13 protein-coding genes are annotated in these 14,482 nt (G+C 30.8%); 8 read left to right on the top strand and 5 right to left on the bottom strand.

The window, feature by feature from the left end:
* Positions 1 to 142: 142 nt before the first annotated feature.
* Entirely contained in the window at positions 143 to 487 is a 345-nt protein-coding gene (locus tag K354_RS0111765; protein WP_024955697.1) for a winged helix-turn-helix transcriptional regulator, read from the bottom strand.
* Between the two features lie 149 nt (positions 488 to 636).
* Here K354_RS0111765 and K354_RS0111770 point away from each other — a divergent pair, with 149 nt between their 5' ends.
* Entirely contained in the window at positions 637 to 1,380 is a 744-nt protein-coding gene (locus K354_RS0111770; protein ID WP_024955698.1) for a GlcG/HbpS family heme-binding protein, read from the top strand.
* A 109-nt stretch (positions 1,381 to 1,489) separates the two neighbouring features.
* Here K354_RS0111770 and K354_RS0111775 read toward each other — a convergent pair whose 3' ends face one another.
* A complete protein-coding gene (locus K354_RS0111775; RefSeq protein WP_024955699.1) occupies positions 1,490 to 2,395 on the bottom strand; it encodes an AraC family transcriptional regulator in 906 nt (301 codons plus the stop codon).
* Between the two features lie 133 nt (positions 2,396 to 2,528).
* Here K354_RS0111775 and K354_RS0111780 point away from each other — a divergent pair, with 133 nt between their 5' ends.
* From K354_RS0111780 to K354_RS0111795, 4 genes are read left to right on the top strand one after another with little or no spacing between them, the layout of a single operon-like run.
* The gene (locus tag K354_RS0111780) at positions 2,529 to 2,984 is read left to right on the top strand and encodes a (2Fe-2S)-binding protein (RefSeq protein ID WP_037940766.1); all 456 of its coding nucleotides are present in this window, start codon (positions 2,529 to 2,531) and stop codon (positions 2,982 to 2,984) included.
* Entirely contained in the window at positions 2,984 to 5,122 is a 2,139-nt protein-coding gene (locus tag K354_RS0111785) for a xanthine dehydrogenase family protein molybdopterin-binding subunit (RefSeq protein WP_024955701.1), read from the top strand. The genes K354_RS0111780 and K354_RS0111785 overlap by 1 nt, the downstream gene beginning before the upstream one ends.
* A 3-nt stretch (positions 5,123 to 5,125) precedes the next feature.
* Positions 5,126 to 6,016, top strand: coding sequence for an XdhC family protein (locus K354_RS0111790; RefSeq protein WP_024955702.1), 891 nt, complete (start codon positions 5,126 to 5,128; stop codon positions 6,014 to 6,016).
* A complete protein-coding gene (locus K354_RS0111795; protein WP_024955703.1) occupies positions 6,003 to 6,587 on the top strand; it encodes a nucleotidyltransferase family protein in 585 nt (194 codons plus the stop codon). The genes K354_RS0111790 and K354_RS0111795 overlap by 14 nt, the downstream gene beginning before the upstream one ends.
* Positions 6,588 to 6,615: 28 nt before the next feature.
* Here the strand turns inward: K354_RS0111795 and K354_RS0111800 are convergent, their stop codons facing one another.
* Entirely contained in the window at positions 6,616 to 7,380 is a 765-nt protein-coding gene (locus K354_RS0111800) for a TrmH family RNA methyltransferase (protein WP_024955704.1), read from the bottom strand.
* Positions 7,381 to 7,457: 77 nt separating this feature from the next.
* Between K354_RS0111800 and K354_RS0111805 the strand changes: the two genes are divergently transcribed.
* Positions 7,458 to 8,276 carry an alpha/beta fold hydrolase gene (locus K354_RS0111805; RefSeq protein ID WP_024955705.1) on the top strand — a complete coding sequence of 273 codons (819 nt, stop codon included), beginning with the start codon at positions 7,458 to 7,460 and terminating at the stop codon, positions 8,274 to 8,276.
* Positions 8,277 to 8,305: 29 nt separating this feature from the next.
* Here the strand turns inward: K354_RS0111805 and K354_RS14800 are convergent, their stop codons facing one another.
* Complete coding sequence (locus K354_RS14800; RefSeq protein WP_024955706.1) at positions 8,306 to 9,628, bottom strand: TIGR04283 family arsenosugar biosynthesis glycosyltransferase; 1,323 nt, start codon at positions 9,626 to 9,628, stop codon at positions 8,306 to 8,308.
* Complete coding sequence (locus K354_RS0111815; protein WP_024955707.1) at positions 9,619 to 10,644, bottom strand: phosphotransferase; 1,026 nt, start codon at positions 10,642 to 10,644, stop codon at positions 9,619 to 9,621. The genes K354_RS14800 and K354_RS0111815 overlap by 10 nt, the downstream gene beginning before the upstream one ends.
* Before the next feature lie 202 nt (positions 10,645 to 10,846).
* Between K354_RS0111815 and K354_RS0111820 the strand changes: the two genes are divergently transcribed.
* Positions 10,847 to 13,822: a radical SAM protein gene (locus tag K354_RS0111820; RefSeq protein WP_024955708.1), complete on the top strand. Its 2,976-nt coding sequence runs from the start codon at positions 10,847 to 10,849 to the stop codon at positions 13,820 to 13,822.
* Positions 13,823 to 13,972: 150 nt separating this feature from the next.
* Complete coding sequence (locus K354_RS0111825) at positions 13,973 to 14,482, top strand: hypothetical protein (protein WP_024955709.1); 510 nt, start codon at positions 13,973 to 13,975, stop codon at positions 14,480 to 14,482.

Here is a 14,482-nt window from a genome sequence, read left to right on the forward strand (position 1 = left end):
TATTTGAAATGATAGATCATATGTGTGCTGAAAAGTTTTTAAAACAAGAGCACTATGATATGTTGATTAAAACTGATAATCAAGAAAAGTTGTTAGAAGCTATAAAAGAGTATACGCCACCAAAACATAAATGGTAAAATAATTACCTATTTTTTAAATAGGTTGCACCCCAAATCTGCATCTGTTCAAGTATAGGGATGAGTTTTTCCCCTTGTTGAGTTAATCTATATTCAACTTTTGGAGGAACTTCAGGATAAACTTCTTTTTCAACTATTTTATATGTTTCTAGTTTTTTTAATTGTTGTGATAACATCTTCTGTGTAATATCAGGAAAGTTTTTTCTAAATTCATTGAATCTTACTATTTTTTCCTCCCAAAGTAACATAATCAATAACACAACCCACTTACCACTTATAAGTTCTAGAGTAATTTCAATTTCAGATTTATAATCTTCACAGTGAACTTTATTTTTTCTCAAACTTGGCATATTTTCTCTTTTCTATAGTGTCGTATTTCCAACTAAAAGGGAACTATCTAACCAAAAAGTAACTTCTTGTTTTCCTTTTTAATTAGTGATAGAATCGCTTTTATATATTCATAAGAATATATGAGATTATATCTAAATAAAGGGATGAAATGATTAAAAAAACTTTTTTAACAATATGTACAATTAGTGCAATAACAACAGTTGCTGCAGTGGCACAAGAGTTACCAACTTATAGTGAAGTACAGACTTCATTGAAAAAAGTTGTAGCTGAGCAAAATGGTGGATTTGGCTTAAATATGTGGGCAACAATTGTTGATAGAGATGGCGTTGTAAAAGTTGTAACTTTTTCAGGAAAAGATAGAGGTGATCAATGGCCAGGAAGTAGAGCAATTGCTGCACAAAAAGCAAATACTGCAAATGCATTTTCTCTTCCAGGACTTGCACTTTCAACTGCAAACTTGTTTAGTGCAACGCAACCAGGTGGAAGCCTTTTTGGATTACAATTTTCAAATCCGGTAGATACAAAAGTTGCTTATGGTGGAAGTAGTGAGAAAATAGGAACAAAAAATGACCCAATGGTTGGTAAAAAAATCGGTGGAGTCAATGTATTTGGTGGTGGGTTAGCTTTATATACAAAAAAGGGAAAATTAATTGGTGCATTAGGTGTTAGTGGTGATAGTTCATGTGCTGATCACAATATCGCATGGAAATTAAGATCTGCATTAAAGCTTGATTATGTTCCCGCTGGAGTTAGTAGCGACAAAAATGATAATATTGTTTATGATATTACAAATGGAGCAAGTGCAGGTGGCTGGGGACACCCTTCTTGTGCTGAAGCTTCAACAAAGATAGCTCAAGCATTTTCAACAACATATCCGACTTCTACAAAGTAATTACATGTGAAAGGAAGTAAAGTTTTTAAGCTTCACTTCCTTTCAATAATTTTTATACAAAAGTATAAATAAGTGTAAATTGTAATTAGAATTTTAGTATTCTAAACAATTAAAAATTTGTTTTTAAACGCATAATATGGGCTTTAGGAGATTCACCAAACATTCTAGAATATTCGCGACTAAATTGCGAAGGACTTTCATAGCCTACTAAAAATGCTGTGTTAGATGCATTGATATTTTGAGTTAGCATAATTTTTTTTGCTTCTTCAAGTCTGATTTTTTTCTGAAATTGTAAAGGACTCATCATAGTAAGTTTTTTAAAGTTATGATACAAAGAAGATTCGCTCATGCCAATCTTTTTTGACAAATCTTTAATATATAAGTTTTTTGTAAAGTTGCTTTTTATCTCTGTAATTGCTTTGACAACTAAATTTGTCGTGGAACCTTCCATAACGTACTCTCTTAAAAAATCACCACTTTTCCCATTGAGTAAAACATATAAAATTTCTTTGATAATAAGTGGGGAAAGAAAATCAATATTCTTTTTGGGAGTATCTAGTAACTTGATTAGTCTTGAAATAGGATCAAGGAGTTGATTATTGAATTCATCAAAAAATAATCCCTCATCAATTGTCTGTCTTTTTTGATATGTATTATCTTCTATATCTTTCATGACTTCATAAATTTGTTTTATAGAAAAGGTTAGTTTTAAAGATACTAGAGGTTTTTCTTGTGTGGCTTCTTCAATTCTTACTTTAGCTGGAATATGGGTGGAACTTAGTAAATATTTTGTTGGTGAATATCTATACAGAGCTTTTCCAAAATCAATAGATTTTGAACCTTGTAATACTATACAAATCGAAGGTTCATAAACGATACTCAAAAATTCTGATTGGCAAAATCTCATGTATAAGTACAAAGAAGAAATATCTGTTTCTATATTTTCTTGCTTAGAAAATTTATTTGTAATAAAATCAACTAAATCTAATCTTGTTTGTTCAAATAGTTCATTCATAATTATTCCTTATAATTAACTATATCTTAATTTGCAGAATTAGGCAAGTTTTGGGGAGTAATTTTCTACCTTATATTGTGATAAAAATATATAATAGTTAAAGTGCAAATCTCAATAAACTAAAAGGAATATTATGAACTATATTATAATTAATAATAAAAAAATTGAATTAAATAATGTGTCTGAAGACACTCCAGTATTATGGGTTTTAAGAGATCATTTAAACTTAACAGGAACAAAATTTGGATGTGGCGTTGGTATGTGTGGAGCATGTACTGTTTTAGTTGATGGTGTTGCTACAAGAGGGTGTCAAACTCTTTTGAGTGAAGTTAAAGAGAAAAAAATTACAACAATTGAAAATAGTGAAGATAAAGAAATGAATATTTTAAGGATGCATTGGAAAGAAGAAGATGTTGCACAGTGCGGATATTGTCAACCAGGACAAATTATGAATGCTACAGGATTATTAAAAGAAAATTCAAAACCAAGTGAAGAAGATATTTTAGATGCTATGGATGGAAACATCTGTAGATGTGGAACATATAATAGAATAAAAACAGCTATTTTCAAAGCTTCAAAGGACATATAATGGGTATAACTAGACGAGATTTTATAAAAAATAGTTCTATTTTAACTACGGCATTTGTAGTGGGATTTAATATTCCTATTAAGGGAAAAGCAGCAGCTATTTTAAAAAACAATATTTTAGAGCCTAATGCTTTTGTTCAAATAGATAAAGATAATTCTATCACTTTTATATTAGGGCAAGCAGAAATGGGACAAGGTGCTTATTCTGGATTAGCTCAATGTATTGCAGATGAGCTTGACGCTAAGTGGGATGAGATAGTTTTTAAAGCAGCTCCTGTAGCTCCTGTATACAATAAACCAGGCTCTACAATCATGATTACAGGTGGTTCTGGAACGATAAGATATCATCAAGAAAATGTTCGTAAAGTAGGTGCTGTAATAAGGCTTATGCTCAAAAAAGCAGCTGCTAAAAGATGGAAAGTAAGTTTATCTGATATATCAACAAAAGATTCTTATGTAACAAATACAAAAACAAACGAAAAATTTGCCTATGGAGATTTAGTTGATGACATTCAAAAAATGAAATTACCAAATGATGTTAAACTTAAAAATCCAAAAGAGTATAGGCTCATGGGGAAACCTCTTAAAAGGCATCCTATAGAAGTTCAAGAAAAAATTACGGGTAAAGGTATTTTTGGAATAGATGTAAGATTAGAAAATCAAAAGTATGCAGCACTTATTCATCCTCAAGTATTTGGTGCAAAAATCAAAAGTTATGATGACAGTGTTGCTAAAACAATGGCTGGTGTACTCAAAATAAAACAACTTCCAAATAATACTATAGCAGTAATAGCTGAGCATTGGTGGCAAGCAAAACAAGCTGTTGATACAATCGTAGTGCAATGGGATACAGGTGAATTTGTAAAGACGAGTACAGCTGATTTAAAAAAAGAGTATAGAAGTTATTTTGAAAAAGATATTCATTCTATGAGAAAAGATGGTGATACAAAAAAAGCAATACACAATGCAAGTCATGTTGTTGAAGCTGAGTACTATTTTCCATTTTTAGCACATGCTCCAATGGAGCCAATAAACTGTACCGTTTACCATGACAAAGATAAAGCATTATTGGTAGTTGGTAGTCAAATGCAAAATTTATCAAGAGACAAGTGTGCTCAAATCTTAGAGATTGAGCCTCAAAAGATTGAATATCATAATACTTATTTAGGAAGTAGTTTTGGCAGACGTGGTGCTGTGAATTTTGATTTTATTATAGATGCCTCTTATGTTGCAAAAAATGAACCATGGCCAGTAATGACACTTTGGACAAGAGAAGATGATATCAAAATGGCTAATTATAGACCAATGGCAGTTAGTCGTGCTAAGATGGCTGTAGACAATGATGGTAATATTACGGCATTTGAATCAGATATTGTTAATCAATCTATTACACAAGGTACAATTTTTGAAAAATTTATGTTTAAAAATGGTATTGATAAAACACAAAGAGAAGGTCTAGAAAATCATCCTTATAAAGTTACTAGTCACAATTTAAGAGCATTTTGTCCTCAATCACCTATCCCTGTATTGTGGTTACGATCTGTTGGGCATACGATTTCGGCTCCAATTGTGGAAAATATAATAGACCAAGCTGCAGTTGCATCAAAAATAGATCCAATGGATTTTAGAATTAAAAATTTACAAGATGCACGATTTATAAATTTATTAAAAAATGTTGCCAAACAATCAAACTGGTATAAGAGAGAAAAAAATAGTGGTTATGGTGTTGCTATAGCAAAATCTTTTGGAAGTATTGTGGCATACGTTGTAAAAGTTAAGCTAAAAGAGAAGGACTTTAAAGTAGAAAAAGTATGGTGTGCTGTGGATTGTGGATATTCTTTTAATCCATTAAATGTAGAAAATCAGATTATAAGTTCAGTGAACTTTACATTGGGTTATGTTAAATATGCTGAGATTACTATTAAAGATGGTGCTGCAGAACAAAATAATTTTTATGATTATAATGTAGCAAGGATATCTGATGCACCAGATAGTATTAATGTGGAAATTATTAATTCTGGAGAAAAAATTGGTGGGATAGGTGAGCCAGGAGTTCCTCCTATGTTTGCAGCAGTTATAAATGCTTTATATGATGTTACAGGGAAAAGATATACAAGTTTTCCTATTAAATTAGGATAAAAAATGTTTTTAAATAAAGAGTTTGTACAGTTTATAGATAAATGTAAACAAAATAAACAAAATATTGTAGTCGTAAGTGTAACACATACGTCAGGTTCAACTTATACAAAAAGTGGAAATATGATGCTTGTAAATTCAGAAGGTGAATTTACAGGTGTTTTAGGTAGCAAATATTTACATAAGAAGATTTTAGAATTGGCAGATCAATCATTGAAAAGTAAAGATTCTGTTAATTTTGAAAATATTCCTAAAGATAAATCTGTAGGACATGGAATTAGTAACTATTTTATCCAACCATTTTTTTATGAAGAAAATTTTGGTGCTTTAACGTATGCTATGAACAACATAAATAAAACATTAGTACGTTCAATCCATAATAGTGATTTTGAAATAATTGATGAAAAAATGCAAACTAAATTAGAAGATGATAAGTTTTATCAAACAATTGAAGCTCCTTACTCTATTTTAATTTTTGGTTCAGGCTCTCATGTATCATCAATGATTGCTATGGCTAATCTGATGGGATGGACAACAACAGTTATTGATAAAAATATAGATGATAAGTATGTTAAAGATGCTGATGTACTAATGGGAGTTGAGAATACTGAAGATGTTATGAACATAAATTTTGATTCATATAATGCAGCAGTTATTTTAAGTCATAGTCCACAAATGGATGATATATATCTCAAAGCAGTTTTAGATTCAAATGTAGAGTACATTGGCATAATGGGAAATAAGACAAATATGAGAAAAAAAACAGAAAAGTTTAATCTGCAAAATGATTCACGATTTTTTGCACCAATTGGTTTAAGTATTGGTGGTGATACTCATCAGTCCATAGCACTAGCTATTTGTGCACAAATTGAAGCAAAAAAAAATGCAAAAATCTAAAATTATTGCAGTTATTATTTTAGCTGCAGGTAGTTCTTCTAGAATGAATGGAGAATCAAAACAACTTTTAGAATACCAAAATAAAACGCTTTTAGAAAATAGTGTAAAAAAAGCGTTAGAAATTTCAGAAAATGTTTTTGTTGTTTTAGGTTCTTCTGCCCAAGACTGTAGAGAAGTAATCAAATCATATAATGTTACAATTGTACATAACAAACATTATAAAGAGGGCATTGGTAGTTCTATTGCTTGTGGTATTGATGCTACTAAAACTTTTCCTCATAGTTTAATTATGTTGTGTGATCAACCTTTTATTTTAAATGAACATTATAGTAATCTAGTTAAATTATCTTATGAAAACAAGCAAAATATTATTGCCTCTAAGTATTCTAATAGTAAAGGCTTTAAAGTACCGGCAATATTTCCACAAATTTATTATAAAGAATTGGCAAAATTAAATTCAGATAAAGGAGCCAAAGAGATACTCAATAGCAATAAATGTTTGTATGTAAATATAGATTCATCTTTATGTGTAGATATAGATACACCTTCTGATGCATCTAAATACTTGTAAGTTTTACATGTAAAGGTAAAAGTTAGTTTTATTGTACACTCAATTGATACAGAACAATAGAAGCTGCAATCGCAGCATTTAAACTTGTTACCTCATCATCAATGTCTATTTTTAATATAGTATCTGATAAGTCTAAAACTTCTTTTTCCGCTCCATGTCCTTCACTTCCTATAACAATTATAGATTTTGGAGTAAATTTATATTTTTGCAGACTTACTGCTTTGGATGAGTTTGCTGTTGAGAGGAGAGAATAACCCTCTTTTTGAAGTTTTTTTAAATCTTCTAAAAGATTAGTAGATTTATATACTTTGATGTTAAAGAGATTTCCTGTGGAGACACGGATACAACGTCGCAAAAATGGAGAACAAGTCTTTTCATCTATGATAAGTGTTCCAATACCAAATGCTGCACAAGAACGTACAATCGAGCCCACGTTTTCAGGAGAGGTAAGTCCGTTTAAAACTACAACATTGTCTTGTATCTGCTCATAAGAGACATACTTTGGTTTATCAATAACCGCCATCATGCCTTGATGGATTTTATGTCCTACTATTTTTTTCATAAGTTCATTATTTGCAGTGTATATAGGAAAATCTTTTTTTTGACAATGTTCATTTATAAACTCTAAATTTTCATCAGTACAAAATACTTTGTGTATCTTGATGTCATTTTTAAAAAGTTTTTTAAAGACGTTTTTACTCTCAACTACAACATATTTTTCATCTACACTTGATTGTTTTAAAGAGATAAATTCTGAAATATTTTGGTCATTTATGTCGGTTATTTGTTTCATGGGTGTGATTATAGCGAAAATCAATGGTTAAATTTAATGTTATAATTTAGCTTATCTAAATACACGAGGAATTTAAAATGAGCAGTTGGAATCTTCCTTTTAGTTATGAATTTGAAGGACGAGAGGTTAGATATGGTATCCAAGGAGAAGGAGTGCCTGTTGTGTTAGTGCATGGAACTCCTTGGTCCTCTTTTAATCTTCGTCATTTAATTAAAGGGCTTTCTTCTTATTACAAGGTTTATTATTTTGATCTTTTAGGTTACGGTAGTTCAGACAAGAGTGAAGCAGATGTTTCATTAGGTATTCAAAATCGACTTTTGGATTCTTTAATTGATTATTGGCAAATTGAGAAACCATTTATCGTTGGTCATGATTTTGGGGGAACAACAGTTTTTAGAAATCATATTTTGGATAAAAGAGATTTTTATAAAATAGTTGTTATTGACCCTGTTGCTTTATCACCTTGGGGATCCCCATTTTTTAAGCATATTGAAAAATATGAAATGGCATTTTCTGCTGTACCTGATTATATTCATTTAGCAATTGTTGAAGCTTATATAAAAACAGCTGCACATCAAAAATTAAATCAAACAACTATTGATGGAATTCTAGCTCCATGGTGTGGAGTGCAAGGAAAATCAGCCTTTTATAGACAAATTGCTCAAGCTGATTCAAAGTTTACTGATGATTTTCAAGAAAAATTCAATGAAGTAAGAAGTCCAGTTCTTATTTTATGGGGAGAAGAAGATACGTGGATCCCTTGTAAGCAAGGTAACGAACTCCAAAGAAAAATAGAGAATTCAAAACTTGTTACAATTCCTAACGCAGGTCATTTAGTTATAGAAGAAAAACCAGAAATATTAGTACAGGAAATCTTAAAATTCTTTCAAAGTTAAAGGAAGTAAAAGTCGAATTTAAATACTAATTATTTATAAAACTTTTTTAATATCTTTGGAGAGACACCAAAAAAGTAGAGAGTACTTAGGATTCTGTTGCGAAAACTTGTGTAAAAAATCCCTTCTTTTAACCATCTTCTATCACTTGTATAAACTTTTTCATTCAGAATTTTTACTTTGATGTTTTTTTTATGGACTTTTTTTATGATGGCTATATCTTCCATAAGAGCTATTTCATCATAACCTTTTATAGTTTGAAAAAGATTTGAAGTGAAAAATTGTGCTTGGTCACCATAAGGAGTATTTGTGAAAAAAACTCTTAGATTTGCAAGGATTTCTATGAGTTTGAGAAAAAAGTGATTTGAAAAGATACCTAGTTTAAAGGCTCCAGCAACTGTGCCACTCTCTATATGTAAACAAAGAAGTTCATCCCAATGTTTTGGCAAATGCGTATCAGCGTGTAAAAAAAGAAGTATCTCTCCTTTAGCCCTTGAAGCTGCTTCGTTGAGTTGATAGGCTCTTCCTGCTTTTTTTGCTTTACATGTAAGGATAGAAGAGTCTTTTATATCTCCTATCGTTGTGTTTTGTGGGGTATCACACACGATGATTTCAAAGGAACTATTTTTTGCCATATCTTTTAAATGTTTTATGGTTATAGGAAGATTTTGTTTTTCATAATAGACAGGTATTATGACACTTATCTTTGGAAATGAGTCTAAAAGGGTCTTTACATGTAAACAAAGTTTTTTATTTGTATTCTCTTTTGAGTGATATAATAGTGTACGCAAATCTTCTACATAATCTATATCAAAAAGTTTTTTTCCTTCATACACATTTAAGTGTTTTAAGGCTTTTTTAGTTTGTGTATAAACATCGTTTGAAAAGTCAATTGTAAAAGCATTTTTAGTAAAACTATTTTTTTGAAAGCCTATGAGGTAGTATCCATCGTCTCTTGTGGGAGATAGGATAGTTTCATGAGTTTGTAGTTTAGTAAATGCTTCATGAAGGATGTTTTCATCAAGACTAGGTATATCTGCGCCAACTAAAACAGCACTTTCATAACCAAGAGCAAATACTTTTTCAAAGGCATTTGCCATTTTTTGACCTATATTTTCACCTTCTTGTAAAAAAATATCCTGATTTTGAAAAGCTTTTTCAAACTCTTGTGTAAAAGGTAAAAGTGCTACAAATGTGTCTATATTTTCTTTTACATGTAAACCTAGTAAATGCCCCAACATAAGCTCATATATCTTTTTTGCTTCTACTTCACCTATACTCTTAGCAAGTCTTGTTTTGACTTTTCCTTTGGTTGGCTCTTTTGCAAAGTAGATAAGTGCTTGTTTTAAAGCCATGTTTTAAGTCTTTGCAAAAAAGATTTTATATCTGTAAAATTTTTATAATTTGCACCTAAAAAGTCAGCTATTTCAAAACTCAATTCATAGGCTTTTTGTTTATTTAAAGGTTCTTTTATAGCTTCTAAATCTTTTGATTTTGCTGGTACATAAAGTCTTCTTGCCATCTCAATAGAACAAAATCCTATACTGTTTTGTAGTATCTCTTGAAAATCAGGTAAGCTTTTTAGTTTACTAAATAAGAGGGTGATTTTTTTTTCATACTCTTTATTTTTAAAAGCAATAGTGTTAAAAAGTGTGTGAGCTAAGAGATTTCCTATGTCAAAAGAGATATCACTAAAGAGTGAAAATTCACTATCTATTATGGCAATTTTGTCTTTTTGTATCATGATAGAATCAGTATGTAAATCTCCATGTATGAGCGTTTTTTTTGAATCTAAAAAGAGCTTTTTGAGTACTTCTTTGTTGGCTAAAAACTCTTTTGAAAATACAATTTGAGGAAAATCATCTTTTATAACCAATGCTTCATGGTCTTTTATAAAAGGATACTCAAACACATAATTTTTTGTTATCTCTTTTAACTCTTCACATTCATAATATAAGTTGTTTTTTGGATTGTTTGTCGCTACTAAAAACAAAAACTCACCAAGAGATTCATAAACAAAACTATTGTTTGAAACTTCTCTCATAGAAGAGTAATCTTTGAGATACTTCATCACAAAAAAGAACTCTTTTTCATCTTTGAGATAAATTTTTGGTATAAATTGAGGAGCAATAGAGTGAAAATATTCCATAGAATTCATTTCAGCAAGAACTCTTTTTTGTGTGAGTTTGAACTGGGTTCCAAGCATTTTAAGATAAGGTTTTGCATGTTTGAGTGCATAGGTGTTTGTATCATCATTTATCTTATAAACAAAATTGAGATTACCATCTCCTATCTCTTTTATAGATATTTTGGATAGCTCTAAAAGTTTTAATAATGCACAATTTTTCAATAAAAAGTTATATTCTTGCATGCTACTCTTTTAAATTTTTAAAATACTACTCAAAGAGAAAAAATATGTCAAGAAGTTTATCTGCTTATAAGTGAGTAAGAGATACAATTTTGACTCTTAGGCTTAAGATATTTAAGCATACATCTTAGCAATTTTTTACAAAATACTCTCTTTATTCTTTCGAGTTGTACCAAGATGTAATTTTTTATAATATGGATTAGAAATGCAAACTTTTGAAGAAAATTGGAATAGAATAGTTTTTGATAATACCCCAGTATATTTTTATAAGCATAGTGCAGATTGGTTTGTTCCAAATAAAAAAGCGGATACTCTTTTACAAGAAGGAAACAAAAGTTTTGAGTATGAAAAACTGCTCAATCGTATCTCCTTACCAAATCCGAAAGTTTATGTAAAAACAGAGTCAAAATCACAAAAAAACCTTGAAGAATTTTGGTTACATGTAACCAACAGATGTAACATAGAGTGTACGCACTGCTTGTTTAGCTCATCAATCCAAGACAAAGATACTTTAAGCAAAGAATTTATGCAAGAACATATCAAAGAAGCGTATGATTTGGGATGTAGATTGTTTGTTTTAAGTGGAGGTGAGCCTTTTGTTAGAGATGATATTGTAGAGATTATTGAGTTTGTATTGAGTTTTGATACAACAAAAGTAGTTGTGCTTACCAATGGTATGTTAGCTCAAAAAACTCTTTCAAAAAAAACGTTAGATAAAAACAGACTTTCGTTACAAATCAGCCTTGATGGTTTAGAAGAAGAGCACGATAGCATACGGGGAAAAGGAAGTTTTGCAAAGTTAGAAAAAAATCTTATTTGGTTGAGACAAGAGGGATACTCGTTTTCAATCTCTACTTGTTTAACACAAATAAATATTAAAAATATCAATCAAGTGATAGAACAAATCCACCATTTTGGTGCAACTCATATACACTTTTTGTGGCAATTTAGCTTAGGAAGAGCCAAAGATGAGTCACTTTTAGAGATGGATACTATCTATAAAACTCTAATAGATGCACATACAAAAGCCCAAGAGCTTGGCATGTATATAGATAATTTTGAAGCATTAAAAACACAAGTTTTTGCTCCAAAAGGAACAGTTCATGATGGTTCAAGCTCAGGAAGAACAACACTCGCTTTGGGTTATGATGGTAAGTTTTATCCAAGTGCTGCGATGGTAGGGGTGAGTGAACTTGTAATGGATGGGGATAATATAGCTGAAGCATTGCAAAGTGCTGTGGCGAAAGATATTGAGATGCAAAGTATCACAAATCTAAACTCAACTATGCGTTATATCTTAGGTGGAGGAGATTTAGACCATAGTTTTTCTTTTGCAAAAACTCTTTTAGGCGATGATCCTTATGAGTCACTTCATGAGAAACTAGCTTTATATTTGATTACATGTGAAGCAAAAAAGTTTGACGTAATATCTCAGAGTCCAAGTCTTTGTTTGGAAATGGGAGATATTTTATATACTTGTGGGGCAAGTGATGGTGTGGCTCATACTCATGCAAACTGTTTAATTGCAACAGGGCAGAGTGAATCACTTAGTTTTGTAAAAGAGTTTTATACAGACGCTGCAAATGAAGATAAAGAAGATATCCTCAACCCTGCTTGTTATGAAGAAGAGTACTTAGCACACATTCCTGATAAATACCGTTTTCGTGGATATGGTTGTGGAAGTCCTATCTTAGAAGCAAATTTAGAAGAAGCACAAAAGCATCTTGATTTGGGAAGTGGAAGAGGAATAGAGTGTTTTATAGCTTCAAAACTTGTTGGTAAAAATGGAAAAGTAGTTGGCGTAGATATGCTTGATTCTATGTTAGATATTGCAAATGCTGGAGCCAAAGAGGTAGCTAAAAATCTAGGTTTCTCAAATTTAGAATTTCATAAGGGTTATCTTGAAAAACTGCCACTGGAAAAAGAGAGTTTTGATGTTATCACTTCAAATTGTGTTTTAAATCTTTCGTCTCACAAAAGAGAACTTTTTAGTGAAATTTTTAGAGTTTTAAAACCAGGAGGAAGGCTTGTTGTTTCTGATGTTGTGTGTGATGAAGAAGCGAGTGCTCTTATTCGTAATGATGCAAAGCTTAGTGGCGAGTGTATCGCTGGTGCTTTAACGCAACAACACCTTTTAGGATTACTAAAAGAATCAGGTTTTAAGGGAGTAGAGTTTCTTAAAAGATTTTCTTATAGAGAAGTTCATGGAGAAAAGTTTTATTCTCTTACATTTAAAGCTTACAAGCCCAAAAAAGATGAAATGGTAGAAGTCATTTATAAAGGACTTGGAGAAAGTATAGCTTTAGAAGATGGCACACAACTCTTTAAAGGAATCAAAAATAAAATTGCAAAAGAGTATGCCGATGCACTCTCATCTGTTCTTTTTATTCTTGATGAAAAAGGAGATGTGCGTAATCAAGAAGGCGAATCTTGTTCATGTGCCTTACCCCCAGAAGAAAAAAAACCAATGTTTACTTTTTCTACTTTTAAACCAAAACATAATGTAAATTGTATGGTGTGTAAATCACCACTTATTTATGCCAATACGACTGAAGCGGTAGAGTGTTTTTACTGCAAAATTAAATCTCAAAGTAGTGTTACATGTAAAGATGGTCATTTTGTTTGTGATGCTTGTCACTCTAAAGAAGCTTTAGTAGTTATAGAACAAATCTGCCAGAGTTCAACAAAAACAGATATGATAGAACTTTTTCATGATATAAGAGAGCATCCTTCTATCCCTAAACATGGACCTGAACACCATGCAATGGTCCCAGCTATCATAGTGACTTGCTATAAAAACTTAGGGAATCAAATACCAAAAAATGCACTTCAAACAGCACTTTCAAGAGGTTCTAGTGTAATAGGGGGTGCTTGTGGATTTTTGGGGATGTGTGGGGCAGCTAATGGTGTAGGTATAGGTTTTGCAATACTTTTAGAATCCTCTCCTGTAACTAAAAAATCAAGAGCTATGGCACAACAAGTAACTTCTAAAGTTTTAAAAGAGATTTCAGAGTATGAAGCAGCTAGATGTTGTAATAGAGAAGTTTGGACTTCTCTTAAATTAGCAAGTAAATTTTCCAAAGAGTTTTTAGGAGTCCAACTAAAAACAACTGAGGATATAAAATGTGATCAAAAAAGATATAACCAATACTGTTATGGTAAAGAGTGCCCAATATTTTAAGTGTTTACATGTATAGATAATACAACATTCAAAGTAGAAATTTTTAGCTATACTAGTGCTATAAACTTGTTATACACTTATACTAATGAAGTCTATTCTTTTGAGCGTTTATTTGCTAATGAAAATCAATAGATGAGCAAGGAGAAACTGTTGGATAGAAAAAAAAATGAAACAATCATTAAAGTTTTTACTCTTGTTTGTATTGTTATATCTTTAATTACTTTATACATTACTGGTACAGCTTTTGCACTTGATTTTTATACAAAAACAAATACTATTTTACATCACTTAGCAGCTGCAGTAATTATTTTATTTTTTGTTTTACATACATGGTTAAGAAGATGTAGCCTAAGAAAACTTATACAAGAGTTTAAAGATATATTGGCTAAAAAACAGTTGCATAATGAAGACAATAAATCTTTGATTATCCAAAATATTAAAAATAAACCTTTAAAAGAGCTCGCTACTTTTTTTCATTGGGATATAACTCAAATAGAAAATGAACTCCCTTTACATCATGTTAAAGTTCAAAATACCAATGATACTTTAAAAGAGATTGCGCAACAAAATGATAAAGATCTTTACGATATATTTATCCTTATTACAAAAATACATATAGAAAAAAATATTTCGGAGCCTGTTTTAACTTCTTTTTGTTAA

It is taken from the genome of Sulfurospirillum arcachonense DSM 9755 (assembly GCF_000597725.1).
Lineage (GTDB): Bacteria > Campylobacterota > Campylobacteria > Campylobacterales > Sulfurospirillaceae > Sulfurospirillum_A > Sulfurospirillum_A arcachonense.